The 25,289-nt window shown below is 52.0% G+C and carries 29 protein-coding genes and 1 other RNA gene; 27 read left to right on the top strand and 3 right to left on the bottom strand.

The annotated features are described in order from the left end of the window. Positions 1 to 100: 100 nt before the first annotated feature. From FD23_RS02245 to FD23_RS02235, 3 genes are all read left to right on the top strand, one after another. Positions 101 to 373 carry an HU family DNA-binding protein gene (locus FD23_RS02245; RefSeq protein WP_025895526.1) on the top strand — a complete coding sequence of 91 codons (273 nt, stop codon included), beginning with the start codon at positions 101 to 103 and terminating at the stop codon, positions 371 to 373. A gap of 157 nt (positions 374 to 530) precedes the next feature. Further along, complete coding sequence (locus FD23_RS02240; protein ID WP_025895525.1) at positions 531 to 1,652, top strand: serine hydrolase domain-containing protein; 1,122 nt, start codon at positions 531 to 533, stop codon at positions 1,650 to 1,652. 99 nt (positions 1,653 to 1,751) lie between these two features. Further along, positions 1,752 to 2,870, top strand: a complete 1,119-nt coding sequence (locus tag FD23_RS02235) for a serine hydrolase domain-containing protein (RefSeq protein ID WP_025895524.1) — start codon at positions 1,752 to 1,754, stop codon at positions 2,868 to 2,870. Positions 2,871 to 2,999: 129 nt separating this feature from the next. On the opposite strand, the gene FD23_RS02230 is transcribed toward FD23_RS02235, so the two are convergent. Then, positions 3,000 to 3,947 carry a glycoside hydrolase family 3 N-terminal domain-containing protein gene (locus FD23_RS02230; RefSeq protein ID WP_025895523.1) on the bottom strand — a complete coding sequence of 316 codons (948 nt, stop codon included), beginning with the start codon at positions 3,945 to 3,947 and terminating at the stop codon, positions 3,000 to 3,002. On the opposite strand from FD23_RS02230, the gene FD23_RS02225 reads away from it, so the two are divergent. After that, a complete protein-coding gene (locus FD23_RS02225) occupies positions 3,946 to 4,137 on the top strand; it encodes a hypothetical protein (protein WP_025895522.1) in 192 nt (63 codons plus the stop codon). The genes FD23_RS02230 and FD23_RS02225 overlap by 2 nt on opposite strands. A 317-nt stretch (positions 4,138 to 4,454) precedes the next feature. Here FD23_RS02225 and FD23_RS02220 read toward each other — a convergent pair whose 3' ends face one another. Then, entirely contained in the window at positions 4,455 to 4,790 is a 336-nt protein-coding gene (locus FD23_RS02220) for an SLAP domain-containing protein (RefSeq protein ID WP_025895521.1), read from the bottom strand. 475 nt (positions 4,791 to 5,265) lie between these two features. Here FD23_RS02220 and FD23_RS02215 point away from each other — a divergent pair, with 475 nt between their 5' ends. The 20 genes from FD23_RS02215 (at position 5,266) to tsaD (ending at position 20,250) form a co-directional block, all read left to right on the top strand. Further along, positions 5,266 to 5,544, top strand: a complete 279-nt coding sequence (locus tag FD23_RS02215) for a hypothetical protein (protein WP_003611058.1) — start codon at positions 5,266 to 5,268, stop codon at positions 5,542 to 5,544. A gap of 56 nt (positions 5,545 to 5,600) precedes the next feature. Then, positions 5,601 to 8,468, top strand: coding sequence for a hypothetical protein (locus FD23_RS02210; protein ID WP_052933732.1), 2,868 nt, complete (start codon positions 5,601 to 5,603; stop codon positions 8,466 to 8,468). Positions 8,469 to 8,559: 91 nt separating this feature from the next. Further along, entirely contained in the window at positions 8,560 to 9,090 is a 531-nt protein-coding gene (gene pyrR, locus FD23_RS02205; RefSeq protein WP_025895519.1) for a bifunctional pyr operon transcriptional regulator/uracil phosphoribosyltransferase PyrR, read from the top strand. Position 9,091: 1 nt separating this feature from the next. Further along, complete coding sequence (locus FD23_RS02200) at positions 9,092 to 9,694, top strand: class I SAM-dependent methyltransferase (RefSeq protein WP_002876534.1); 603 nt, start codon at positions 9,092 to 9,094, stop codon at positions 9,692 to 9,694. After that, the gene (tadA, locus tag FD23_RS02195) at positions 9,694 to 10,203 is read left to right on the top strand and encodes a tRNA adenosine(34) deaminase TadA (protein WP_013439987.1); all 510 of its coding nucleotides are present in this window, start codon (positions 9,694 to 9,696) and stop codon (positions 10,201 to 10,203) included. Before FD23_RS02200 ends, tadA begins: the two co-directional genes overlap by 1 nt. Before the next feature lie 9 nt (positions 10,204 to 10,212). Continuing rightward, positions 10,213 to 10,309: signal recognition particle sRNA small type (gene ffs, locus FD23_RS09105), an RNA gene on the top strand. A 53-nt stretch (positions 10,310 to 10,362) separates the two neighbouring features. Next, the gene (dnaX, locus tag FD23_RS02190) at positions 10,363 to 12,186 is read left to right on the top strand and encodes a DNA polymerase III subunit gamma/tau (protein WP_025895518.1); all 1,824 of its coding nucleotides are present in this window, start codon (positions 10,363 to 10,365) and stop codon (positions 12,184 to 12,186) included. 71 nt (positions 12,187 to 12,257) lie between these two features. Further along, positions 12,258 to 12,587 carry a YbaB/EbfC family nucleoid-associated protein gene (locus FD23_RS02185; protein WP_002876537.1) on the top strand — a complete coding sequence of 110 codons (330 nt, stop codon included), beginning with the start codon at positions 12,258 to 12,260 and terminating at the stop codon, positions 12,585 to 12,587. 1 nt (position 12,588) lies between these two features. Further along, the gene (gene recR / locus FD23_RS02180; RefSeq protein ID WP_025895517.1) at positions 12,589 to 13,188 is read left to right on the top strand and encodes a recombination mediator RecR; all 600 of its coding nucleotides are present in this window, start codon (positions 12,589 to 12,591) and stop codon (positions 13,186 to 13,188) included. A 1-nt stretch (position 13,189) separates the two neighbouring features. Next, positions 13,190 to 13,426: a YaaL family protein gene (locus FD23_RS02175; protein WP_025895516.1), complete on the top strand. Its 237-nt coding sequence runs from the start codon at positions 13,190 to 13,192 to the stop codon at positions 13,424 to 13,426. 129 nt (positions 13,427 to 13,555) lie between these two features. Continuing rightward, positions 13,556 to 14,194, top strand: coding sequence for a dTMP kinase (gene tmk, locus FD23_RS02170; RefSeq protein ID WP_025895515.1), 639 nt, complete (start codon positions 13,556 to 13,558; stop codon positions 14,192 to 14,194). Positions 14,195 to 14,205: 11 nt separating this feature from the next. Then, entirely contained in the window at positions 14,206 to 14,532 is a 327-nt protein-coding gene (locus FD23_RS02165) for a cyclic-di-AMP receptor (protein WP_002876541.1), read from the top strand. Then, a complete protein-coding gene (locus FD23_RS02160) occupies positions 14,532 to 15,404 on the top strand; it encodes a DNA polymerase III subunit delta (protein ID WP_025895514.1) in 873 nt (290 codons plus the stop codon). Before FD23_RS02165 ends, FD23_RS02160 begins: the two co-directional genes overlap by 1 nt. A 14-nt stretch (positions 15,405 to 15,418) precedes the next feature. Next, the gene (yabA, locus tag FD23_RS02155; RefSeq protein ID WP_002876544.1) at positions 15,419 to 15,751 is read left to right on the top strand and encodes a DNA replication initiation control protein YabA; all 333 of its coding nucleotides are present in this window, start codon (positions 15,419 to 15,421) and stop codon (positions 15,749 to 15,751) included. After that, complete coding sequence (rsmI, locus tag FD23_RS02150; protein ID WP_025895513.1) at positions 15,751 to 16,614, top strand: 16S rRNA (cytidine(1402)-2'-O)-methyltransferase; 864 nt, start codon at positions 15,751 to 15,753, stop codon at positions 16,612 to 16,614. The genes yabA and rsmI overlap by 1 nt, the downstream gene beginning before the upstream one ends. Beyond that, the gene (locus FD23_RS02145; RefSeq protein ID WP_052933731.1) at positions 16,611 to 17,360 is read left to right on the top strand and encodes an acyl-[acyl-carrier-protein] thioesterase; all 750 of its coding nucleotides are present in this window, start codon (positions 16,611 to 16,613) and stop codon (positions 17,358 to 17,360) included. Before rsmI ends, FD23_RS02145 begins: the two co-directional genes overlap by 4 nt. 41 nt (positions 17,361 to 17,401) lie before the next feature. Beyond that, positions 17,402 to 17,932 (top strand): folate family ECF transporter S component, encoded by a 531-nt coding sequence (locus FD23_RS02140; RefSeq protein WP_025895511.1) that lies wholly within the window; start codon positions 17,402 to 17,404, stop codon positions 17,930 to 17,932. Between the two features lie 17 nt (positions 17,933 to 17,949). Continuing rightward, positions 17,950 to 18,672 (top strand): tRNA (adenosine(37)-N6)-threonylcarbamoyltransferase complex dimerization subunit type 1 TsaB, encoded by a 723-nt coding sequence (gene tsaB, locus FD23_RS02135; RefSeq protein WP_002876548.1) that lies wholly within the window; start codon positions 17,950 to 17,952, stop codon positions 18,670 to 18,672. A gap of 4 nt (positions 18,673 to 18,676) precedes the next feature. Beyond that, a complete protein-coding gene (gene rimI, locus FD23_RS02130; protein WP_025895510.1) occupies positions 18,677 to 19,207 on the top strand; it encodes a ribosomal protein S18-alanine N-acetyltransferase in 531 nt (176 codons plus the stop codon). Positions 19,208 to 19,209: 2 nt separating this feature from the next. Next, entirely contained in the window at positions 19,210 to 20,250 is a 1,041-nt protein-coding gene (gene tsaD, locus FD23_RS02125) for a tRNA (adenosine(37)-N6)-threonylcarbamoyltransferase complex transferase subunit TsaD (protein ID WP_025895509.1), read from the top strand. Positions 20,251 to 20,316: 66 nt separating this feature from the next. Here tsaD and FD23_RS02120 read toward each other — a convergent pair whose 3' ends face one another. Beyond that, positions 20,317 to 22,233 (bottom strand): ABC-F family ATP-binding cassette domain-containing protein, encoded by a 1,917-nt coding sequence (locus FD23_RS02120; protein WP_025895508.1) that lies wholly within the window; start codon positions 22,231 to 22,233, stop codon positions 20,317 to 20,319. Positions 22,234 to 22,523: 290 nt separating this feature from the next. Between FD23_RS02120 and FD23_RS02115 the strand changes: the two genes are divergently transcribed. The 3 genes from FD23_RS02115 (at position 22,524) to groL (ending at position 25,286) form a co-directional block, all read left to right on the top strand. Next, on the top strand, positions 22,524 to 23,210 hold the full coding sequence (locus FD23_RS02115; RefSeq protein WP_025895507.1) for a redox-sensing transcriptional repressor Rex: 687 nt from the start codon (positions 22,524 to 22,526) through the stop codon (positions 23,208 to 23,210). A 155-nt stretch (positions 23,211 to 23,365) separates the two neighbouring features. Then, positions 23,366 to 23,650 (top strand): co-chaperone GroES, encoded by a 285-nt coding sequence (groES, locus tag FD23_RS02110; protein WP_002876557.1) that lies wholly within the window; start codon positions 23,366 to 23,368, stop codon positions 23,648 to 23,650. 22 nt (positions 23,651 to 23,672) lie between these two features. Then, a complete protein-coding gene (gene groL / locus FD23_RS02105; protein WP_025895506.1) occupies positions 23,673 to 25,286 on the top strand; it encodes a chaperonin GroEL in 1,614 nt (537 codons plus the stop codon). The last annotated feature ends 3 nt before the right edge of the window (positions 25,287 to 25,289 follow it).

Genomic DNA, 25,289 nt, shown 5'->3' with positions numbered 1-25,289 from the left:
TTGACCGCATTTACCGGCGTAGATAGTCAAAATCTACCAGATGTTATGGTAAGTGTTCAATTTATTCTTGCAATTGGCGATAGAAAGATGAGGAAACAAGATGAACAAGACTGAACTTGTCTCAGTTGTAAGTGAAAAGACTGAATTCAGCAAGAAGGAATCTGCTCAAATCGTTGACGCTTTGTTTGCATCAATCGAAGAAGCACTTGCTAAGGGCGAAAAGGTACAATTGATCGGCTTTGGGACTTTTGAAGTTCGTGAACGCGCTGCTCGGAAGGGCCGCAACCCGCAAACTTGCGCTGAAATCGAAATCCCTGCAAGCAAGTTTCCAGCCTTCAAGCCAGGCAAGGCCCTGAAGGATGCCGTTAAGTAAGCTTGACCACTCCTAAATGACCATCGGTTGATTCCGGTGGTCTTTTTTTGCGGAAAAATCCTGTAATTAAAATGTAACACAGCTTCCCTTGTTTTTAATAAATATTAGGGCTAACATAATTCGTAGTTATGCGTATGATGAGAAAGAGAAGAGCAAATTGAATTTTAAAGATTTCTTTTTGAAAAAATCCGCGAAAACTGCCGGCAAGCTGGCTTTAGCTGCCAGCCTCCTGCTTTCAGCTTTGGCGCCAGCTACGGTCAAGGCGGAAGCGACCAAAAGCGACGTCAACCGGGTAATGAGGGACAACCACCTGGCCGGGTCAGTTCTTTTAGTCCAAAACGGCAGCGTCAAGACCGTCAACTACGGCTATGCCTGGTTTGGCCGGCGGATGAAGAACGGGTCTTATAACGTGACTTATCCGGCTGCTTCTCTGCAAAAGGTGGTAACCGGAGCCATGCTGGTACAGATTATGAACGAAAAGAATCATACCAAGCAGCAATTCAGCCAGTACACCAAGATCTCCCGCTGGTACCCCAAGCTGAAGAATGCCCGCTACGTGACGGTCGGCAACCTCTTGACTCACACTAGCGGCTACCGGGAGGTTGGCTCAGAAAGCAACCAGAATCTGTCGGAAGATAAGGCCATCAACTGGGTGACCCAGAAGATCAACGGCAGCTGGCAGTACCAGATTGGCAGCTTCAACTACAGCGACACTAACTACATCTTGCTGGTCGGCATCATCCGCAAATTGACCGACCACTCCTACGCCTACAACTTTAAGCACCGGATCGTCCAGCCGCTGGGTTTAACCAGCACCAGCCTCAGACATGACATCCCTTGGACCCGGAGCCAGGCGGTATCCTACGCTTATCTTTGGCAGAGAAAGTACCAAAGACCGGTTTCTCTGCCTAAGTCCGTGGCTTCCCAGATCCCAGGTGCTGGCAATATGTGCACCACGCCAATTGAATATTATGAGATCATGCTGGCCTTGCAGAACGGGGCAATTTTGAACCAAAGCGACTTTAAATACCTGACCCACCTCAAGGCCAGAAAGACCACCTATAGCGGCGGCATGTACATGAAGCGGGGCGGCAAGGTCAAGTCTGCCTTTGGCACGATTGGGGATGAGCACTACGGGAATTACGTCCAGCTGACGGCGGACAACAGAAACGGGATCATCATGTTCGTCAATGAGCGCAGCCAGACTGAACAGCAGCTCAAGGGCCTGGCCTTCGGCCTCTTGCAGAAGATCCAGCTGGGAACCTTCAGTTTGAATTAGTGAGTATTTTTTTAATTCTTTAAATTTATAATAACTTTTCCCTTTTCCCTGGAAAAGGACTTATAATGTTTATATGTATTCTAGGAGGGAAAAGCAGACTTGTTCAAAAAAGGTAAGAAATTAATCGTTGCCCTGCTTGTCTTAGTGGCCGCTTTGGCGTTTTGGCCAGAAGAAACCGCCCCTGATCTGGTAACGGCGGCCGATATGCATGTTTTTGTCGAGAAGCTTTTTAAGAAGAAGCATGTGACCGGCAGCGTGGCTATAGTGCAAAACGGGCATGTCCAGGTCGTTAACTACGGCTTGGCTAATGCTAAGCAGAAGGTCAAGAACGGGGCCAGCCAGGTCGTCTACCCGGCCGCTTCCATGCAAAAGGAAGTAACCGGGGCCATGATCATGCAGCTGATGGAAGAAAAGAAGGGGAGTTCAAGTGCTTTTAGCCAAAACACGAAGATCTCCCGCTGGTACCCGGCCTTGCGGAATGCCAAGAAAATCAGCGTGGGCAACTTGCTTTCCCACACTTCAGGCTTGCAGATTCCGGAAGTCGAAGCCGACCGCCATATCAACTACAGTGAAGACCAGGCAGTAAACTGGATTGTGAACCGGGCCAACCAATTGCCGCAGGACAAGGTGGGGAGCTACCACTACAGCGACGTCAATTATGTTTTGCTGGCAGGCATCATCAAGAAGGTGAGCCATAAGTCATACGCCTGGAACTTTAAGAAGCGGGTGGTCCAGCGGCTGGGCCTCAAGTCAACTTATGTAAGCAGCCAGCTGCCTAAGAATAAGATGCTGGCTGTATCTTACGCCTATAAGCATGGCAAGAACTACCAGCAGGCGGCAACTTTGGAAAAGACACGGTTGTCTCAGCTGGTTGGGGCCGGGAACATGCTGACGACAGCCAGCGACTACTATCTTATCCAAGAAGCTTTGGGGACAGGGCAGTTCCTGTCGCCGAGCGCCTTTCACAAGCTGACCCACCTCAAGAGCAAGATCAACCAATATAGCGGCGGGGTTTACCTCAAGAAGGGGGAAAAGGTCAAGCTGGCCTACGGGGCAATTGGCAGCGCCCACTATGCTGCTTACTTTCAGCTGACAGCTGACAACAAGAACGGGATTATCCTGCTTCTCAACCAGCGCAGCTTTGGTGAAGACAAGGTCAAGGATGTTGGCTACCAGATCTTGAAAAAGATCAGGTTTGCTACTTTCTCTAAGAATTAAGCAAAGTAACAAAGAAACAAAGTAAGAAATAGACAATAAATTGCAAGATAAAAAGGCAGATCTCCGGATCTGCCTTTTTTGTCGTTAATTGCTGGTTAATTCTGAAATGTTACAGAGCTTTTTAAAAGCTTAGAGAGAATAATCGTCCTGCAGGGTCTGGACCCGGACCAGGGCGTCTTTGATCCGCTCTTTTGGCAATTCACCGCTCTCTGCGGCTGCTTCCAAAATTGGCAAGTTTTCCAATTTGCCGCCTAAAAGGAGGTCGGCTCCGGCCTTTAGGGCCAAAAGTTCCGGGCAGCTGCTCTCTCTCGCCGCCGCCATAGCTAAGTCGTCGGTGATGGCCACGCCGAAATAATGAAGGTCCTCCTTGAGCAGGCGGTAGATTTCCGGGGAGAGGGAAGCAGGGCCAGGGCTATAGCAGGCAACTTCCAAGTGAGCTACCATGATAGTCGGCACGCCCGCCGCGATCGCAGCTTTAAAAGGTAAAAGATCCAGCTGGGCTTCCTTAAGGCTTCTAAGGTCTTTAGCCGGAGCCTGGTGGGTGTCGCCGGCATCCCCGTAGCCAGGAAAATGCTTGGCGCAGGAGGCGACTCCCAGCTGCCGGTAGAGCTTGATAAAGGCCGCGATTGCCGGCCCGGTTTCCTCAGCTCCTGCTTGCAGGGTCCGGCTGTAGATGAAACTGGCCGGATCAAGCGAAAGATCAGCCACCGGAGCAAAGTTCAAGTTGATGCCTAAATCTTTTAATTCCAGGGCCGTCTTTTGGTTTTCTGCTAAGAAAAAGTCAGCCCCCTTTTTCAAAAGTTCAGCCTGACTGGGGTAAGACCGGTTTGGGTGAAGAGCGGACAAGCGGCTGACTAAGCCGCCTTCCTGGTCAATGGCGAGCAGCAAACCTGGCCGGGCCTGCCGGTAAATCGCCAGCCGCTCTTTAACAGCCTTTTCGCTTAGGCCCGCCAGGTCTTTGGCAAAGAGTAGGAGGCCGGCTGGCTGGTACTGCTCCAAAAGTCGGAGGTTTTCAATAAAATCGCCAGTGCTGTCGATTAGGAAAAGGCTGGCCAGTTTTTGACTAAGTGAAGGCATGATGCACCTGCTTTCTAAAGTTAAAACAAAATGGATATTTTGTGGGTTTTACAAAGTCTCTATAAATGATATTATTGGCTCTTTTTTACCCGCAAGCAAGGCAAAAGGGTTAAAAATATGCAAAAAAGCCCTGGCGATTGCCAGTGCTTCTTGCCATCGAGATGGAGGTTTGTGTGTTGTGAAAAAATAAGAAATTTAATGCAATGTAATGCTGGCTAAAGCGGTAGACCAGCAATTAGATAGAATTCAAATTCAAGGAAAAAAGGGAAGTCACGAATTCTTAATTGTGCCGCTGGTGGGCAGGAACTACTGCCAGTTGGCGGCGGGGCCGTCTGTAGCGGTTAAAGGCAAACAGGGCCAATGAAATCGTGAGTAATTTGGTAAACAGTTTCAGCATAGTTTTTGCCTCCTTTGCTTAGTCGCAAGTTCTTCTGAACTTGTACTGTAAGGATAACCAGCAAGCGTGGCTATTTGATGAACTGCTTGCTAAAAAAGACTGTGGAAAAGCTAAAGAAAAACTAAAATGCAGGTCCGCAAAGGACCTGCATTTCTTACTGCGATCAACTTGTTTGCATTTTGCTTGAAGTCAGACTTGGTCACGTACTTGCCAACACCGATAATGTAGTACTTCTTGCCCTTGATCGATACGGCGCTGCCGTAAGTCTGCTTCAAGGTCCGGGTCATCCCGTCAACGTTGGAAGCAGAGATGAAGGAGTTGTAGTCAGTTTGGTAGTACTTCTTATTCTTTATCGTCGTCCGGCCAAAAGTCAGGATCTTCTTGCCTTCAGCCACAGAATAAGTGGTCTTCTTCAAGTTCTTGCTGTAAACGGCTGAACTGTGCATGACCGTGATGTAGCGGCCGTCGACGTCGGCAGACTAAACATGTTAGCGGTCTTGGAGATCTTGTAGTACTTGACGCTGCCCCGGGCTGCTGTATGTGCTAATGGTCTTATTGCCGTTCCTGTTGTAAACAGCCGCGGTCCGCTTGACGACTTTCTTTGCTGTTTCTGAAGCTTCAGTAACCGTCTCATAGGCTGAACTTGGCAAGTCACCGAAAGTGATATTGCAGTATGACGGATCACCGCTGATATTAATGCTTGCGTTTTGCAGACCGTTCTTGTAGACAGAGTCGTCGAAAGTTTATTATCATCCTTATTTAATTAAAAAACAATAGAGCGCTTACTGAAATCTTGGTAAAAAGTGGCTATTAATTGAGCAGGCAGGCGAATGGTGATAAAATCAAGCTAGAAAGTGAATATTGACATAAGGAATCAGTGATCTGCTGTTTTACTTCTGAAGAAAGTAAGGGGGCATGGCAATGACGAAGAGCAAAGCCAGTAAGGCTTACCGGCGCGCCCGCCGCAGCCGTCTGCTGGCTTGTCCCAGCGGCAAGCGGGCCTTTAAGACGAAGTTTGATGCCGACTTGTTTCTTTACCAGGAAGAGGTGACCGTTCACCTGCGTGAAATCAACCATGAGCACTGGCGGCAGATGCCGATTCGGGCTTACCGGTGTCCTTATTGCAAGAATTATCATGTAACCTCAATGTCGCTGGAGCGCTATGAGCAGCTGCACGGCAGGACAAGGGAGCGGACCTGATGGCCCGCTTTTTTCTTGCTTTTTGCTAAAATGTAAGTAAACGACTGGAGGAAAAAATGAGCCGACTCAATTCTTATTTCTACGATATCGAATCTTTGACCAACGCCTTTACCTTGTCCTGCTACCGGCCAGACGACCAGCGGGTTGACATCTATTACCTAGTTGATGATCCGGCCTTAAATGACAAAGACAGCCTGGACTTTAAGAAGTCTGCTGCCCGGCGGATCCGGGAGAAGAACCAGAACTTTAAAGGGGAGATCTACTACTACAATCTCTGCTCAAGTGCAGCTTCCGCCCGTCTGGCCCAGACCTTTGGGGTTTCAGATGCCCAATACGTCAATGATCCCCAAGCCCCGTCCTCTTTCCCTGGCCAGTTCCGCCCGGTCTGCGACACTGACGCCGGCTACCAGGAAGAAGAAGCGCCCTACCTGATGGGCTACAATTCCAGCAACTACGACTTGACCATGCTGGCCTACTACTTTACTAGAGCCTGGCAGCCTGGCGAAAGCGGCAAGCGGGACCGCTTTTCAGCCGTGACGGCCAGGGAGATGCGGGACTTTAACGATGAGCTCTTCAGCCGCTATATGGGCAACATGCGCCTGCGCCTTTGGCAGGACAAGACCATGGGTTTAGTTGCCAAAAACTTCCAGATGTCCGGCCGCCATATCGACGTGGCCCAGCTCAATGAGCGGCAAAGACGGGTTGGCCTCAAGCGCCTTTTGGGGATGCTGGGCTGGCAGATTCTGGAAAGTGACAAATTAAAGCCTGGCCAGGACTATTTGACCAGTCCTGAAGAACTGGCAGATCTCATCGCCTACAACGTTTCTGACGTGGTCAATTTAAAGGAGCTTTTCTGCCATCCTTACTACCAGGGCCAGTTTATTTTGAAAAAGGGCCTCTTGGGCCAGTACCCGGACTTGATCTATCAAGAAGACGGGGACAGCTACCAGGCGAAAATCGGCCCGGCCTTTGTCAGAAAAGACCGCTTGACCATCGATTCTTCTTCTGCTAATTTTGCCCGCCGGACCATCTGCCCATACGGCCGCTTAAAAGACGACCGGGCTGTTTCCTTCTTGTACCCGGCGGCCAGCGTGGCGGAAAAAACGGGCGAAAAGCAGAGAGACATCCTGGAAGAAAGCCGGGACTTTTTCTACAAGCTCTTTGAGGACGAAAACTTACGCAAGAAGTTCGACCGGGTTTATGACTACTACAAGCAGTTTGCCGGCAAGAACTTCAATCCTTCAAAAGAATACCGGGAAGATTACGGCGACCAGGCCCTGCCGGTCAGCGACTTAAGTGATGTCGAAAACGAAGATACCAACCTTTTCTACTACCAAAAGGACGGCCAGCCATCGACTTGCTACATTACTTTTTCCGTCGGCGGCCTGCATGGGTCAGAATATAACCGTGACCTTTATTTAAAAGACCATGCCCTTTGGGAGAAAAAGCAGGCTGACCTGGCTTATGTGCAAAAGCTTTATCCAGACCCTTTGGACTTGCGTAAGGCCAGGGAAGTTACCCTGCCAGACGGCCGGGTGGAAAAGTACCAGACTTTTCTGACTGCCAAAGCAACGATCAAGCTGATGGAGCAGACGGATCCAGCCGACCGGGGGCAGTTTTGGCGGGACTTCAGTCAAGATGAACCAACCGTTTTCAAAAAGCAGGGGAGCCGGGTCCGACTGGATGACCGCTATGCCTTTACTTCAAGCGACCTGACCAACCACGAGGACTTTACTTCCTACTATCCAAACATGCTCCGGCGCTTGAATGCTTTTTACAATGACCGCTTAGGTGAAGACCGGTATACGGCGATCTTTGAAAGAAAGCAGGAATTGGACAAAAAGCGGACTGATCCCCAATACAGCGACGAAGAGCGGCGGATGTTCAACATTGAAAGAGAAGGGACCAAGCTGATCTTAAACTCAGCTACCGGGGCTGCTGACCCAAGAGAGGGGCAAGTGCCGTCCTCTATTAGAATGAACAACCGGATCCGGTCCATGCGGATCATCGGACAGCTCTTCACTTATATGATCGGCCAGGCCCAGACCTATGCCGGAGCCCGGATCGTGTCAACCAACACTGATGGCCTTTACTCAGTTTTGGACGCGGACTTAAACCGGAAGATCTTGGCTAAAGAAGCTGCTGAAATCGGGGTGGAAATCGTCCCGGAAGAACTCTACCTGGTTTCAAAAGACTCCAACAACCGCCTGGAAGCCAGCCCGGACTTGACCAAGATCCTGTCTGCCTCAGGCAGCCTGGCCTGCCGGAAGGACACCAGCCCGACCAAGTCCCTGGCCCACCCGGCCATCATCGACTGGGCCCTAAGCCGCTACCTGCTGGAAAAAAGAACAGACCTGGCAGCGCCTTTTGACCGGGATCTGGGCCGGCAGATTCTGGCGGAAGCTGAGGAAGCCTTCCCAGACCCGGCCCACCGGCTCAGAATGTTCCAAAACGTCCTCTCAGCCAACCACAGCAAGGAGCGGGCTAACTGCATTTTCGGCCGGGGGGATGCCGGCCAGCTCTTAATCTTGCAGCGCTACAACCGGGTCTTTATCTATCAAGACGGCCTGCCGAAGACGGTTCACCTTTATTCCGCCGCGGCTAAAAAGCTGACCCCGGCCATGCTGAACAAGCGCAAGAAAAGCGGGGAGGCCGTGATCCAGCATGACCAAGAAGCCTTGTCCGTCCTTAAGGCTAACGGCCTGGGCAACTTGGCAAAAGGCCGGGAGGCTACGGTCCAGAAAATTCCTAATCTGTCACCTGACTGGTTCATGCACGTGGAAAACCGGGCCGTCAACTTACTTCAAGCTGAAGAGCAGGAAGCAATTTTGCATTCGCTTGACTATGACAAGTACCTGGACCTGGTGGCCAGCGCTTATGAAAATAACTGGCGGAATTTGACTACAACCGGGCCAGTCTTATAAAATGGTTAGCGATGCTTTTTTACCAGAATAAAAAATAGAAACAGAAAAGAACAATAGAATAGAAAAAGACTACCATACGGAGAGAAGAAAAATGAGCAAACAAATCATGGATGAAGCGGGGATCCGCCGGGCTCTGACCAGAATGAGCTACGAAATCGTGGAAAGAAACCAGGGGACGGAAAACCTGGTCTTAATCGGGATCAAGACCCGGGGCTGGTACCTGGCCAAGAGAATCGGTGATCGCCTGGCCAAGATTGAAGACAGCCAGCTGCCAGTCTTGTCTTTAGACATCTCCGCCTACCGGGACGACCTCAGCCAGGAGGAAAAGGCCAAGGCCATTGCCAGCTTTGACACTTCCTTTGACTTGACTGGCAAGACGGTCATCCTGGTTGACGACGTCCTTTACACTGGCCGGACCATCCGGGCAGCTCTTGACGCCATCATGGACCAGGGCCGGCCAGACAAGATCGCTCTGGCGGTCTTGATCGACCGGGGCCACCGGGAACTGCCGATCCGGCCGGACTTTATCGGTAAGAACATCCCAACCGCGGCCAGCGAGGACGTCCAGGTCCAGGTCAGCGAAATCGACGGTACTGACGCCGTAAAGATCAGCGAGGCATAAGATGGCTGAACAATACTTTACTGAAAATCCCACGGTTGACCATGATGAGCACCATGTCAACTACCACCTTAATGGCATTAACTTAAACCTGACCACGGACGCCGGCGTTTTTTCCAAAAACCGGGTCGACTACGGCAGCGGGGTCTTGATTGAGCAGATGCTGGACCAGGAGCTGCCAGGCGGCAATATTCTGGATGTCGGCTGCGGCTATGGCCCGATCGGTCTTTTCGCCGCTAAAAAGTGGCCCGGCCGCCAGGTCGACATGGTTGACGTTAATGAACGGGCCATGGACCTGGCCAGAAGAAACGCGGCGGCCAACGGGGCAGGCAACGTTAATATTTTTGCCTCAGACCGCTATCAAGAAGTTTCCGGCCAATATGCCATGATCGTGACCAATCCGCCGATCCGGGCCGGCAAAGCCATCTGGTCCAGCATTTTGTCAGAAGCTAAGGACCACTTAATTGATGGCGGGATTTTGCTGGTCGTCATCCAGAAAAAGCAGGGGGCACCGAGCGCGAAGAAGCTGATGGCAGCCAGCCTGGGCAACTGCGAAATCTTGACCCGGGACAAGGGCTACTACATTTTAAAGAGCGTGAAGAAATAATGTATTCAAGCGAAGAAAAAAAGACCTACATGGAGGCCGCCTTTGCGGAAGCAGAAAAGGCCCGCCGGCAAGACGAGGTTCCCATCGGGGCCGTTGTCGTGGGGCCAGACGGGCAGATTATCGGCCGGGGCTACAACCGGCGGGAGCTGGATGAAGACGGGACAGCCCATGCCGAAATTCTGGCTATTAAAGAAGCCTGCCAAAAGCTAGACTCCTGGCGCCTGATCGACTGCAGCCTGTTTGTCACCCTGGAGCCTTGCGCCATGTGTGCCGGAGCCATTATCAACTCCCGGATCAAGGAAGTCTACTTTGCGGCCATGGACCCCAAAGCTGGCGCCGCCGGCAGCGTGGTCGACCTCTTCAGCGTGGAAAAATTCAACCACCATCCCGAGGTCATCCGGGGTCTTTACAAGGAGCAAGGGGCCCTGCTTTTGAAAGATTTCTTCCGGGAAATCCGCCGCAAGCAAAAATTAGCAAAAAAAGCCCAGGAAAATTGCCAAAAGGATTAGTTTAGGTTACAATATGTATTGGGCAATGTTCGACCTCCGAAGCGTGTCAGGACCGGAAGGTAGCAGCACTAAGGTCGCTTGGACATGTGCCCTTTATTTAGCAATTAACAGGCTCTTAGCTCTTCGGGGCTAGGAGCTTTTTCATTACGGGGAGAATGTATGGCTTATCAAGCTTTGTATCGCAAATGGCGCCCGCGCACCTTTGATGATGTGGTCGGGCAGGAAGCCATTACCGATACCCTCAAGAATTCACTTATCCGGGGCAAGGTCTCGCATGCCTTTCTTTTTGCCGGCCCGCGGGGGACGGGGAAGACCTCATGCGCCAAGATTTTTGCCAAGGCCTTGAACTGTTTAAACCTGCAAGAGGGCGAACCTTGCAACGAATGCAGCAACTGCCTGGCCGCCGACCAGGGGGCAATGCCGGACATAATTGAAATGGACGCGGCCTCAAACAACAGCGTTGACGAAATCCGCGACCTTTTAGACAAGGTCCACTACGCCCCAACTGAAGGCAAGTACAAGGTTTACATCATCGACGAAGTACACATGCTGTCGATTTCAGCCTTCAATGCCCTTTTAAAGACTTTGGAAGAACCGCCGGCCAGCGTCGTCTTTATTTTGGCGACGACTGAACTGCAGAAGGTGCCGGCCACCATCATTTCCAGAACCCAGCGCTACAACTTCAAGCGCTTCTCAAATGAGGCCATGGTCCAGCGGATGGAATACATCCTGGGCCAGGAAGGGGTCGAATATGAGGACAAGGCCTTAAAGGTCATCGCGCAAGTCGCTGACGGGGGGATGCGGGATGCCTTGAGTATTTTGGACCAGCTCCTTTCTTTTGAAAAAAGCAGTGTCCGCTACGAGGACGCCCTGGAAGTCACCGGCTTCGCCGCCCAGGAGCAAGTGGAAAAGCTTCTTTTGGCCCTCTTAAACGGGGACAGCCAGACGGCCCTGGATTTAGCTAAGTCTGCCATCCAGGACGGGGCCAGCGCCCAAAACATCTTAAATGAAATTATCAGCTTGACCGTCCAGGCCATGCTTTTTACCAAAACAGGGCAGGGGGAATTCCTGACGGATGACTTTGCCCAGGAAATTGCCCAGCAAAGCCCGGACCGCTTCAGCCAGATCATTGACCAGGCTAATGACGCCTTGGGCAGTCTCCGCTTTACCAACCAGCAGCAGATTCCCTTGGAAGTCTTTTTAGTCCAGGCCAGCCAGAAGCGGCAAAACGGCCAGGCAGGCCCGCAAGTTGCTTCCGCGGCCAGCAACCCGGCCATAGAGCGGCAGATTAAGGCCTTGAAAGAACAAGTCCACCAGCTGACCCAGCAGGTTCAGCAGCTGAGTCAGCGGCCAAGCCAGGCCTTCAGCCCCCGCCATGTCTTCCAGCTCAACCAGCAGCTGTACACGCAAAAGGGCGGGGCAACCGAAGTGGCCCAGCAGGCGGCGGAAAAGCAGCAGCAAGCCGAAAGACTGCAGGCTGAAATCACCAGCAGCCAGGAAGAGATCTACGCGGTCTTAAGCCAGGCCACCAAGTCCGGCTTAGCTGAGGCCCGCAACCTTTGGGACCGCGACTTGCCAAGCATGCTGGAAGAGCCGGCCAAGACGGTCTTGGGCTTCTTGCAGCCGATCGCGGCCAGCGACCGGGCGGTTCTTTTGTCCAGCCAGTCCCGGGCCTGGCAGCTGGCCACAAATCCTCAAGAATTTTTAGCAACTCTCAAAGCTGACCTGGATCAATTGACCAAGGAGAGCTGGACCATCGCCATCGTTGACGAAAAGGCCTGGCCAAAGATCCGCCAGGAATTCATTAAAGAACATGCCAGTCAGCTCCGGGCCAAGGCCCAGCCAGCAGAAGCCCAGCCGGCAGAAGAAGCAGCTCCTGAGCCGCCTTTGCCGGACCAGGCGCCGCCGGAAGAAGCGGCAGATGATGCGATTGTGACCAAGGCAGAAGAGCTTTTCGGCCCTTTGGCCCAGGTTAAGGACTAATATTCGCCAAAAAACTTTTTTCGCGTTAAAATTAAGCAGATAAAAACGAAGTAGTAAAAGGAGATTTTTTCATGAGCAAGAGACCAGCTTTCCCAGGAATGGGCGGCATGAACATGCAGCAGATGATGAAGCAAGCCAAGAAGCTGCAGGAGCAAATGGCCCAGGAACAGGAAAACATCACGACCCAGGAATTCACCGGCAAGGCAGCTGACGACATGGTAGTGGCTACTTTTACCGGCGACCGGACTTTAAAGAGCTTGTTCATCAAGCCGGAAGCCATTGATCCGGATGACCCGGACATGCTGGAAGACCTGGTTATTGATGCTGTTAACAAGGGCTTGAAGCAGATCGACCAGGCAACCCAGCAGAGCCTGGGCAAGTACACGAAAGGCCTGATGTAATTTGCAATACCCATTACCAATTGCCCGCTTGATCGATTCCTTCATGAAACTGCCGGGCATCGGTGAAAAGACGGCGACCCGCCTGGCCTTTTATGCCATGGACATGCCTAAAGAAGACGTGGGCGAATTCGCCCAGGCTCTGGTCGACGTTAAGGAAAAGCTGCGCCAGTGCTCGGTCTGCGGCAACATTACCGAACAAGACCCTTGCGCCATTTGCAGCAATCCAGCCCGGGATCGGTCAACCATCATGGTGGTTGAGGAAGCCAAGGACGTGATGGCCTTTGAAAATATGGGCGAATATGACGGCCTCTACCATGTCCTGCACGGGGTCTTGTCACCGATGGACGGGATCGGGCCGGAGCAGATCAACATCAAGTCCTTGATCGTCCGCCTGCAGAAAAATGATGCTGCCAAAGAAGTCATCCTGGCCCTTAATTCCACCCCGGAAGGGGAGTCAACGGCCATGTACATTTCCCGCTTGATCAAGCCGGCCGGCCTCAAGGTTACCCGGCTGGCCGCGGGCCTGGCGGTCGGCTCAGACATTGAGTATGCCAACTTGATCACTTTGAAGCGGGCAGTTCAAGGTAGAACGGAGCTATAGCATGAGTAAGCACAGCGACAAAATCAAGCAAGCAGAAGATGAGAAGCTGATGGCTTTGGTAGAAAAGCTGCAGCAGGAAATCAGCCTTAGCAATGGTTTAGACAACATAACCCTGGACATGTCCGATGACAATATCGTGGCGGACAAGATTTTAAGAGCTGAGTATGCCTTTTTGTACGATGAGGCCCGCTACCGCCATGCTTCTTACACCGGCGTGACCAATGCCATTTCCCAATAAAAAACTGATAATCTCCCGGTTTCGGGGGATTATTTTTTTACGATTTTTACCTACTAGATTTAGTGGGAAGATAAGTCTGTAAATACTAGCCTTAGTTCTGTAAAATAGATAGATAGGAGGCAAGTTCAAATGCAAGGTTACTTTATCACTTTTGAAGGTCCCGACGGCGCCGGCAAAACGACAGTGATCAATGAAGTCGTCAAGGCCATCCAGGGCCAGTGCAAGCGGGAAATTTTAGTAACGCGGGAGCCAGGCGGGTCAAAAATCGCGGAAAAAATCCGCGACATCATCCTGGACCCGGCCAATACGGAAATGAATGCCAAGACCGAGGCCCTGCTCTACGCGGCCAGCCGGTCCCAGCATGTCAGCGAGATCATCAATCCGGCTTTAAAGCGGGGGGACCTGGTCATCTCCGACCGCTTTGTCGACTCTTCTTTGGCCTACCAGGGCCAGGGGAGGGGACTGGGAATTGATGAAGTAGCCCAGATCAACGCTTTCGCTACCGGCCACTTGGAGCCGGACCTGACCATCTTTTTGGATTTAGACCCGGCCCAGGGCCTGGCCAGAATCGCCAAGGTCCGGTCAGGCAGCGAAGACCGGCTGGAACAAGAGAAGCTGGCCTTCCATGAAGAGGTCTATCGGGGCTACCAAAAGGTCAACCAGGCTCATCCGGACCGGGTAAAAGTGGTTGACGCGAGTCAAGATTTGCCGCAAGTTGTGGCCGCAAGTGTTAAACTGGTGAAAAGCACATTTCCAGAATTGTTTTAGGGGGGATCAAGATGAAACTGATCATTGCCATTGTCCAGTCTGAAGACGCCAAGCGCCTGCAGGCGGCTTTTGTTGACAACAATGTAGGCGCCACTAAACTGGCGTCAACGGGCGGCTTTTTGCGCGAAGGCAACACCACCTTCTTGATTGGGGTGGAAGATGAAGACGTTGACGGCGTTTTGAAGCTGATCGAAGAGCATTCCCAAACCAGAGAAGAAACAATCAACCCTGGCATTCACCCTGGCATTTCCTTCGAGCAGCCGATTGAACCGGTCAACATCACGGTCGGCGGCGCGACGGTCTTTGTCTTGCCGGTTGACCAGTTCCTACACTTTTAATGCTGGATTTAAAGCAAATTGGCGCTTCTGAATCCCGGCAGCTCAAGCAAGCCCAGGACCGGGGTCAGCTGTCGCATGCCTACCTGCTCTTGTCAAGTGATGAAGCAGAAGCCTTAAACACGGCCTACTGGCTGATCTGCTACGTGAACTGCACGGGCGAAAAGAAGCCGGACGGGACCTGCCCGGCTTGCCGGCGGATTCTGGCCTGCAACCACCCGGACGTCTTTTTGATCGACACGGAAGAAAACAAGCAGTCGATCGCGATTGACCAGATCCGGCCGCTTAAGCAGGAATTAGCCAAGAGCCCTCTGGAAGGCGACCGGCGCTACTTCGTGGTCAACCATGCCCAGAAATTGACCCTGCCGGCTGCAAACGCCATGCTCAACCTGCTGGAAGAGCCAGCGGCGCCGGTAGTCACCTTCTTGATTGCCAATAACGGCGGGCAGATTCTGCCGACGATCAAGTCCAGAACCCAGATCATCAATTTCAGCCAGCAAGCTGCTTCCAGCAAGGACAGGCTCCTTTTGGCCAACGGGATGAGCCAGGAAGAAGTTGACCAGGTGAAAAGCAGCCAGGAAGTCGACCAGGCGGTAAAATATTTTTACCAGGAGCTCCGCGAGCATGACTCATTGGCTATCGTGTCCGCCCACCAGCTAGCGGACCTGGTTAAAAAGCAAAAGCAGGGGACCAAGGCCTGGGAGAAGTATGTCTGGATTTTGCTCAAGAAGTGGGGCGAAAAGGACCTGGAGAAGGGTGACTACCAGGAAGCGGCCAACTTTTTGGCGGACCTCATACGGGTTGACCAGATGCGGCAGAGTAATGTCGGCTTTTTGAACAATTTGGACTATTTGGCCTTAAAGTGGCAGCAGTAAAGGCGGTAAGGAAAGTGGACCCATATACTAAGTTGCAGCAGCTGCAGCAGCAGATGGAGCGCATGCTCAAAAGCATGGACTCACTGCAGCAGGAGATGCTGGAGAGCTTGAAGGAAAATACCGAGCTCAAGGTTGAAAACCAGCTTTTGCGCGAGAAGCTGGACAAATTGACGGTTAAAGAACACGAAGGCAAGAGCCAGAGCGGGATGGCCATGCTCAAGCAGATCTACCAGTCTGGCTACCATATTTGCAACATGTACTACGGAACCCACCGGGATCCCAGCGCGGACTGCATGTTTTGCCTGGATATTTTGGATAATTTTGGAAAGAAGGCGGTGCACAAATAATGCAAACGCAACACAGCTACGCGAATGACCAGCGGGGCAAGCTCTACTTGGTGCCTACCCCGATCGGCAACCTGGAAGACATTACGATCCGGGCCAAGCGGATTCTGGAAGAGGCTGACTACATTGCCGCTGAAGATACCAGAACCAGCGGGATCATGCTGGACCGGCTGGGCATTCACAACAAGATGGTTGCCTTTCACAAGTTCAACTCTAAAGAAAAGGCGCCGGAACTGGTCAAGTTGATGCAGGAGGGGGCGACAATCGCTGAGATCAGCGATGCTGGCATGCCGGTGATTTCTGATCCCGGCTATATTTTGGTCCAGGAATGCATCAAAAGCAATGTTCCAGTCGTTCCCCTGCCGGGCCCGTCGGCTTTTGCCACGGCCTTGATCGCTTCCGGCTTTGACGGACAGCCCTTTACCTACTACGGCTTTTTGCCCCGCAAAGCCAGCCAGCAGCGGCCTTTTTTAGAAGAAATCAATGCTTCAAGAGCTACCTCGATCTTTTATGAGGCACCCCACCGGCTATTGAAGACTTTAGAGCAAATGTTGGAAGTTTTGCCAGACGGCCGGCAGGTCGTCTGTGCCAGAGAACTGACCAAGATTCATGAAGAATTCATCCGCGGCAGCCTGGAAGAAGTCATCCAGCACTTTAAAGAAGTCGACCCCCGGGGCGAGTTCGTCGTTTTGGTGTCGCCAAACACGGAAGAAAAGCCCCTGGACTGGGCTGACCTGGTCAAGCTGGTCAAAGAGCAAGTTGCCCAAGGCGTTTCTAAAAAGGATGCCATCAAGCAGGTGGCCAAGAGCCAGGGCGTTTCCAAAAACGAACTCTATGACCGCTACCACCAGGAGGGGGCAAAATGAGATACTACAAGGATTACCAGCTGGAATACGCTGACTGCGGGGAAAGCGGCCAGCTGAAATTGCCCAGAATGATCGACCTGATGATGGAAAGCTCTGAAAGGCAGCTGGCGCCAACTTTAGGCGGGGCTAGCGCCATGAAAGAGCAAGGCAGGGGCTGGGTAGTCACTCAGTACGAGTTTGAATTTACTAGCCTTCCCCGGGCCGGCCAAAAGGTTAGGGTCTGGACTGAAGCGGTTGGCTACAACCGCTTTTTGTCCTACCGGGACTTCGGCATTGAGGACGAAGCAGGCAAAGACCTGGTAATTGCCCACAGCCAGTGGGTTTTGTTTGATTTAAAGAGCCGGAAGCTTTTGCCCAGCGATGATAAAATCGCTGAGGAATTGGGAGCACCCCTTTTGGCTAAAATGCCCCGCTTTAAGAAATTGCGGCCAAAAGACGATTACAAAGACGAGAAGGTCTACCGGGCCTACTACTATGACCTGGACTCCAACCACCACGTCAACAACGCCCACTACCTGGACTGGATCGTCGACAGCCTTCCCCGGGACTTCATCAACAGCCATGAGCCGAAAGACCTGGCCATCAAGTTTGAGAAGGAAATTAAATACGGCGATGAGGTTGCCTGCCAGGTTATGCGGGAAACGGAAGACAGCGCTGTCAAGACCTGCCACGCCATTACCCGGCAAGGTGAACTTATGGCACTTTGTGAGGTAAACTGGCAAAAAATGTGCTTTAATAGAGACTGATTCAGTTGTTTTTGTTAAGCCATTTTTAGGAGGACAGTCTTGTGAAAAGTGAATCAAAAGTCAGCAGCAAGCTGGAGCTGCGGGAGCTGGTCTTATTGGCCATGGTTATCGCCATCAAGGTGGTTTTGAGACAGTTTAAGGTCGGGGATGCCACCCTGCAGGTGGGCCTGGACTTTATCGGCAGCGTCATGCTGGGCTACTTGTTCGGGCCTTGGTGGGGCTTTGCCGGCGGTGCCTTAAGCGACCTGGTTTCATCCGCAATTTTTGGTAACCTGGGCGGCTTCTTTATCGGTTACACCTTGACCGCGGCCTTGGAGCCGATGATCTACGGCTTCTTCTTGTACAAGAAGCCCATCCAGATTTGGCGGGTTATCGCGTCCGTAATCTGCGTCACGGTAATCTGCTACATCGGCTTGAACACCCTTTGGTTCAGCATGATGTACGGGACCAACTTTATGGTCGCCCTGTCCAGCCGGATCCTCAAGGAAATGATCACTCCATGGATTCAGATGGTCGTGGTTTGGTTTATCCTGGAAGGCCTGTCCCGGGTCAAGCTGAGTAGAAAATTTTAGGAAATAAAAGTTAGAGCATGAAGATTTTAAGCATTTCGACGGCAACGAGCGATTTGAGCGTTGCCTTGAATGAAGCTGACCACTTGGTCAGCGAAAAGATCGAGGAAAACCAGCGCAACCACAGCGTTGACCTTGATCCGGATATTGCCAGCCTGCTGGCAGAAAACGGTCTGTCTTTAAAAGACATCGACCGCTTCGCGGTGGCGATCGGGCCTGGTTCATATACCGGCCTCAGAGTCGGTTTGACCACGGCTAAGATGTTTGCCAGCATTTTGAATAAAGAGCTGGTTGGGGTCTCAACTTTACAGGCCCTGGCCCAGAACTTTGCCGGTGAAGATGCCTTGATCGTGGCGGCATTAGACGCCAGAAACAAGAACTTCTTTGCCGGTGCTTACCGGGGCAAGGAAGCCGTGATTGCAGACGGTCACTACCACTTAAGCGAGCTCTTAGAGCAAGTAGGGGCCCTGCCTGACCAGAAGGTGATTTTTGCAGGCAGCGACTTCAGCAAGTACCAGGAAGAAATCGCGGCAGGGCTGGCTGACAAGGACCTGCGCCTGGCTGAAGGGGAAGAGAACCTTTTGCACGCCGGTGCAATTGGCCGCTTGGCGGTAAGTGCTCCCGTCCTTGATCCGGACCAGGCCGTGCCGAACTATCTGCGCCGGACTCAGGCCGAGTATGACTGGGCAAAGAAGACCGGCCAGGAATTTGCAGCAGACAGTGCATATGTAGAAGAAGTTTAGACTTATGGGACTATTCTTTAAAGTTGACCTGGTGCAGTTTGCCCCCCGGGCAATCAGCATCAGCGGCCATGAATACTGCTTAAAGAAGGCGGAGGCAGGCGAGCTTGCCCGCCTCCTTTTGCTGGAAAAGGAAGTTTATGCCGGCCGCCTGCCCTGGGACGGGGAAGTCTTTGCCGAAGAATTGCGTCGCCGGGATTCCTTATACTTGCTCTTGCTTGAGAGGGATTTTTTGGTCGGAGCCATCGGCTGCCGCTTCAGTCTCTCTAAAGCCCACATCACCTTTTTGGCGGTGATGCCGAAAGAGCAGGGGCAGGGGATCGGGAGCTACCTGGTTCAGACGGTTTTAGACTTGGCCAAGTCGGCTGACCTTAAAGCGGTCACCTTGGAAGTGCGGGTCGAAAACAAGAAGGCCCAAGAGCTCTACCGGCAGCTTGGCTTTGAAGACAATTTTGTCCGCAAGAACTACTACGATAATGATGACCGTCCGGACAGCGACGGTTTGAACATGATCTGCCATCTAAGAAAGAAGAACTGACTGTGAAGGAAAAGAAAGACATTCGCATTTTAGCTTTTGAAAGCTCCTGTGACGAGACTTCGACTGCCGTGGTCAAGAACGGGTCAGAGATCGAAAGCCTGGTCGTGGCTACCCAAATCAAGAGCCATGCCCGCTTTGGCGGGGTTGTGCCGGAAGTGGCCAGCCGCCACCATATCGAAGTGATTACCCAGATTACCCGGGAAGCCCTGGAAGAAGCCAAGGTCAGCTGGGAAGATCTGGATGCCATCGCCGTAACCCACGGGCCAGGCCTGGTCGGAGCCCTTTTGATCGGGATCAACGCGGCCAAGGCGGCCTCCATGGCGACCGGCCTGCCTTTGATTGGGGTGGACCATATCATGGGCCACATTTCAGCTGCCCAGCTGGTTGAACCGGTTGAGTATCCGGCCTTGGCCCTGCAGGTTTCCGGCGGCCACACCGAAATTGTTTTGCTGAAAGACCCGACCCACTTTGAAATCGTGGGCGACACCCGCGATGACGCGGCCGGAGAAGCTTACGACAAGATTGGCCGGGTCCTGGGGGTCAACTACCCGGCCGGCAAGACGATCGACCAGTGGGCCCACCAGGGTAAGGATACTTTCGGCTTCCCTAGAGCCATGATCGATGAAGATAATTACGACTTCTCCTTCTCAGGCCTCAAGAGTGCCTTCATCAACACCTGCCACCATGCTGACCAATTGGGGCAGGAATTAGACAAGTATGACCTGGCGGCCAGCTTCCAGGCGGCCGTGGTGGACGTTTTGGCTGAAAAGACCATGCGGGCCATCCGGCAGTACCAGCCCAAGACCTTCATCATGGGGGGCGGGGTTGCCGCCAACCTAGGCTTAAGAGAGCGGATGAACAAGGAGATCGCTGCTTTGGAAAAGGCACCGAAGGTTATCCTGCCGCCGCTTAAGCTCTGCGGGGACAACGCGGCTATGATCGCGGCTGCCGCTTACAACCAGTACCTGGCCGGTAATTTTGCCGACTTGACCTTGGACGCGGACCCGTCAATGGAACTGCCTTACGCTGAGGATTACAAGTAAAAAGCAAGACGAAAATGCAACAAAAAAGCAAGTCCAGTAACGGACTTGCTTTTCCTTTGCCTAAAATCAAAATTCTTCCAAGGCCAAGGAGGCATCTTCCCAAGCCTGGCTAACTTGGCTGATCTTTTCCTGGACAGCGGTCAATTCTTCCTGGAGAGGCCCCAGCTTGCTGAAGTCGGCGGCGATTGCCGGGTCAGCCATTGCTTCCTGGATCTCTTGTTCTTTTGCTTCCAGCTCTTCCAGGTCCTTTTCTGCCTGGGCGACCTGCCGCTCCAGTTTCCGCTTTTCCGAGTCCCGCTTTTTCTGCTCCTGGTAGGAGAACTTGCTTTCGCTGACTGCCTTGACGACTGGCGCTTCCTGCGCGGCTGTTTCTTGAGCAGCGGCTTCTTCCTTGGCCTTTTCGTTCAAGTAGTAAGTGTAGTTGCCTTCATAGATTTTGGCCTGGCCGTCTTTAGCGACGACGATCTTGTTGGCCAGTTTGTTGATGAAGTAGCGGTCGTGGGAAACGAAGAGGAGGGTGCCGTCGTAATCGGCCAAAGCTTTTTCCAAAACTTCCTTGGCGTCCAGGTCCAAGTGGTTGGTCGGTTCGTCCATCAAAAGGAAGTTGTTGTGTTCCATGGACAAGACGGTCAGGGTCAAGCGGGCTCTTTGCCCGCCGGACAGCTGGCTGACCTGCTTGTCAATGTCCTTGGCCGTGAACAAAAAGCTGGCTAGGATGGACCGGATGTCCTTTTCGTTCATGTCCTTGTGCCGGTCCCAGATGGTATCGATCACGGTCTTAGAATAGTCTAATCCCTGCAGTTCCTGGTCATAGTAGCCGATGTCCAGGCTGGCCCCGTACTTGATGGCCCCACTCTTAACCGGCAGCTGCTTCATGACGGTCTTTAAAAGGGTGGACTTGCCGATCCCGTTTTGGCCAATGATGGCCACCCGGTCACCCTTATTGATCTGGAAGGAGATGTCCTTAAGCATGGTCTTGTCTGGATAGCCAACGGCCAGGTCCTTCAAGATCAAGACTTCCTTGCCTGACGGCCGGGCGCTGTCAAACTTGATCCGGACTTTTGACTTGTGCTTTGGCGGGTCGATCAGTTCCATCTTCTCCAGGGCCTTGCGCCGGCTTTGTGCCTGCTTGGTGGTGGAGGCGCGGACGATGTTCTTTTGGATGAACTCTTCTTCTCGCTTGATCTCTTCCTGCTGCTTTTCATAAGCGGCTTCTTGCTGCTGGTCGCGCAGTTCTCTTTGCGCCAGGTACTGGCTGTAGTTGCCCTTAAAGACAGTCAGTTCCCCATGCTGGAGTTCAAAAATCTGCGTAGCCAGGTGGTCTAAGAAGTACTGGTCGTGGGAAACCGTCAGGATGGCGCCAGGGTAGTTCTTAAGAAAGGCTTCCAGCCAGTCCAAAGTATCCAGGTCCAGGTAGTTGGTCGGTTCGTCCAAAAGCAGGAGCGGGGGCTTCTTTAAAAGGAGCTTGACGAAGCTGAGCCGGGTCTTTTCCCCGCCGGACAGGCTGGCAATCTGCTTGTTCCAGGTCACTTCCGGGAAGTTGAAGCCGTTGAGCATGCTCTTGATTTCGGCCTGGTAGGTATAGCCGCCGGCTTGTTCAAAATTATACTGGGCCTGGTCCAGGCGGCGCAGAAGCTCTTCGTCTTCCGGATGGTCGGCGATGGCGTACTGCAGCTTCTCCAGCTGCTGGCCCTGGTCGATCAAGGGCTGGAAGACCGTCAGCATCTCTTCCCAGATCGACTTCTCTTCGTCAAAGTCGTGCTCCTGGGCGATGTAGCCAAGCTCGATCCCCTTGTTGACGGTAAATTCCCCCTGGCTGGCTTCCTGGCGGCCGGTCATGATCTTTAAAAGGGTCGTTTTCCCGGCCCCATTTGGCCCGACCAGGCCGATCCGGGCATTGTTCTCAATTGAAAAGTTTACCTTGCTGAATATAGGAGCAGCCCCGAAGCGTTGCTCCAAATTGTGTCCTTGTGCTATTATCATATTTTTTCACCTTGAAACATTGTACCATGCAAAAGGCTTGCCTGCCGCCAGCCAGGCTGATTTTCCCTTTCTTTTCCGCTTCTTTTTCCCTCCTTTTATTTTTCCTTTTTCTTTAAAGAAAATGCCGGAAGCGCTGATCTCTTAATCAATTTGTGAAAAAGTTCAATAAAAAGGATTTTACGGCAAATATTGTGAAAATACGACTTGCCAAGGACTGGTAAAAATGGGTATCATAGTAGAAGATTGATTAGAGATTCACATCACAAAATAAAAACTGGAGGCATCTTTTTATGAACAACAAATTTAGAATTCCCAAGGCTACTGCCAAAAGATTGCCGCTATATTACCGCTACTTGCTGCTTTTGAATGATGAAGGAAAAGACAAGGTTTCTTCAACTGAACTGGCGGAAGCCGTTCAAGTCGACAGCGCTTCAATCCGCCGGGACTTTTCTTACTTCGGTGCCCTGGGCAAGCGGGGCTACGGCTACGACGTCAAGAACCTGCTCAGCTTCTTTAAGAAGATCCTCAACCAGGACACTTTGACCAATGTTGCCCTGATCGGGGTCGGCAACCTGGGCCATGCCCTTTTGAACTACAACTTCAAGCGCAGCAACAATATCAGAATTTCCTGCGCCTTCGACATCAACCCGGAAATCACCGGCAAGATCACCCAGGGGGTCCCGGTTTACTCAATGGATGAAATGAAGCAGCAGATCGCTGACCAGCAGATCCGGATCGCTATCTTGACCGTTCCCCAGGCGACGGACCAGAAGACGGCTGATGAAATGATCGAAGCCGGGATCAAGGGGATCATGAACTTTACCCCGATCCGCCTGTCCGCCCCAAACGGGGTCCGGATTCAAAACGTCGACCTGGCTACCGAATTGCAGACCTTGATCTACTTCCTTGACTCTGACGAAATGATCAAAAAGCAGCTGGAAGAGCGGAAAAAGGCCATGAACAACACGAATAAATAAGGAAAACAGCACTTTTTAGCACTCTCGACTAAAAAGTGCTATTTTTCTCTTGCATTTTTGGAAAAAAGGTATTATTATCATAGTTGTAAGTTAGCACTTGATTAAGATGAGTGCTAAAGAATTTCTAAAGACAATTAATTTTAGGAGGGAATAACGTGTTACAGCCAATTGGTGATCGCGTGATCGTTGAAGTTAAAGAAGTTGAAGAACAAACTGTTGGTGGTATCGTACTTGCTTCCAACGCTAAGGAAAAGCCAACCCAAGGCAAGGTTGTTGCCGTAGGCGGCGGCCTGTACGCGGAAGATGGTAGCAAGCTTCCTATGACCGTCCAAGAGGGCGATGAAGTTTTATACGATAAGTATTCTGGCACCAAGGTCAAGTACGAAGGCAAGGAATACTTAGTCCTTCATGAAAAAGACATTTTGGCAATTATTAAGTAATTTAAGGAGGGTGAATTAAAAAATGGCAAAAGACATCAAGTTTTCAGAAGAAGCAAGACGTTCACTTTTAAACGGGGTTAACAAGCTGGCCAACACGGTCAAGACGACCTTGGGGCCTAAGGGCAGAAACGTTGTTTTGGAACAAAGCTACGGCGCCCCAACGATTACCAACGACGGCGTGACTATCGCCAAGGCAATTGAACTGGAAGACCACTACGAAAACATGGGGGCCAAGCTGGTTGCTGAAGCTGCTTCAAAGACCAACGACATCGCTGGTGATGGTACGACCACGGCCACTGTTTTGACCCAAGCCATCGTGCAAGAAGGGATGAAGAACGTGGTTGCCGGGGCTAACCCAGTTGGCATTCGCCGCGGGATTGAAAAGGCCACCCAAGCAGCCGTTGACCAATTGCACAAGAACAGCCACGAAGTTTCCAGCCGGGACCAAATTGCCCAAGTTGCTTCAATCTCAAGTGCTTCAAAGGAAATCGGCGACTTGATCGCTGAAGCCATGGAAAAGGTCGGCAAAGACGGTGTTATCACCATTGAAGACTCCCGCGGGATCGAAACTGAACTGAGCGTGGTTGAAGGGATGCAATTCGACCGCGGCTACCTGTCCCAATACATGGTAACGGACAACGACAAGATGGAAGCTGACTTGGAAAACCCATACATCTTGATCACTGACAAGAAGATTTCCAACATCCAGGACATTTTGCCAATGTTGCAGGAAATCGTGAAGGAAGGCCGCTCACTCCTAATCATCGCTGATGACGTGACTGGCGAAGCTTTGCCAACTCTTGTTTTGAACAAGATCCGCGGTACCTTCAACGTTGTTGCTGTTAAGGCTCCTGGCTTTGGTGACCGCCGCAAGGAACAACTGGCTGACATCGCTGCTTTGACTGGCGGTACGGTAATCTCTGAAGACCTGGGCCTGGAACTCAAGGACACCCAGCTCAGCCAATTGGGTCAAGCCCGCCGGGTAACTATCACCAAGGACTCAACTACTATCGTTGACGGCTCTGGCGCTAAGGAAGCCATCCAAGAACGGGTTGACACCATCAGAAAGCAAATCGAAGACACTTCTTCTGACTTCGACAAGAAGAAGCTGCAAGAACGTCTGGCCAAGCTGACTGGCGGCGTAGCCGTAATCCACGTCGGTGCTGCTACTGAAACTGAACTCAAGGAACGCCGCTACCGGGTAGAAGACGCCTTGAACGCTACCCGTGCCGCTGTTGAAGAAGGCTACGTAGCTGGTGGTGGTACTGCTTTGGTTAACGTTGAAGAAGCTGTTAAGGCAATCAAGGGTGACACTGCTGACGAACAAACCGGGATCAACATCGTGGCCCGTGCCTTGACTGCCCCAGTTCGCCAAATCGCTGAAAACGCCGGCCAAGACGGCTCAGTCGTTGTTGACCACCTGCGCAAGGTTGACCCGGAAGTCGGCTACAACGCTGCTGAAGACAAGTATATCAACATGATTGATGAAGGGATCATCGACCCAACTAAGGTGACCCGGTCAGCCTTGCAAAATGCCGCTTCAATCGCCGGCCTCTTGCTGACCACTGAAGCAGTTGTGGCAGAAATTCCGGAAGACAAGCCAGAAGCTGCTCCAGCTCAACCAGGCATGATGTAAAAT

The organism is Lactobacillus delbrueckii subsp. delbrueckii DSM 20074 = JCM 1012, assembly GCF_001433875.1.
GTDB lineage: Bacteria > Bacillota > Bacilli > Lactobacillales > Lactobacillaceae > Lactobacillus > Lactobacillus delbrueckii.
Note: the sequence above shows the minus strand (reverse complement) of the source record. Positions and strands in the feature narration are given on the sequence as shown.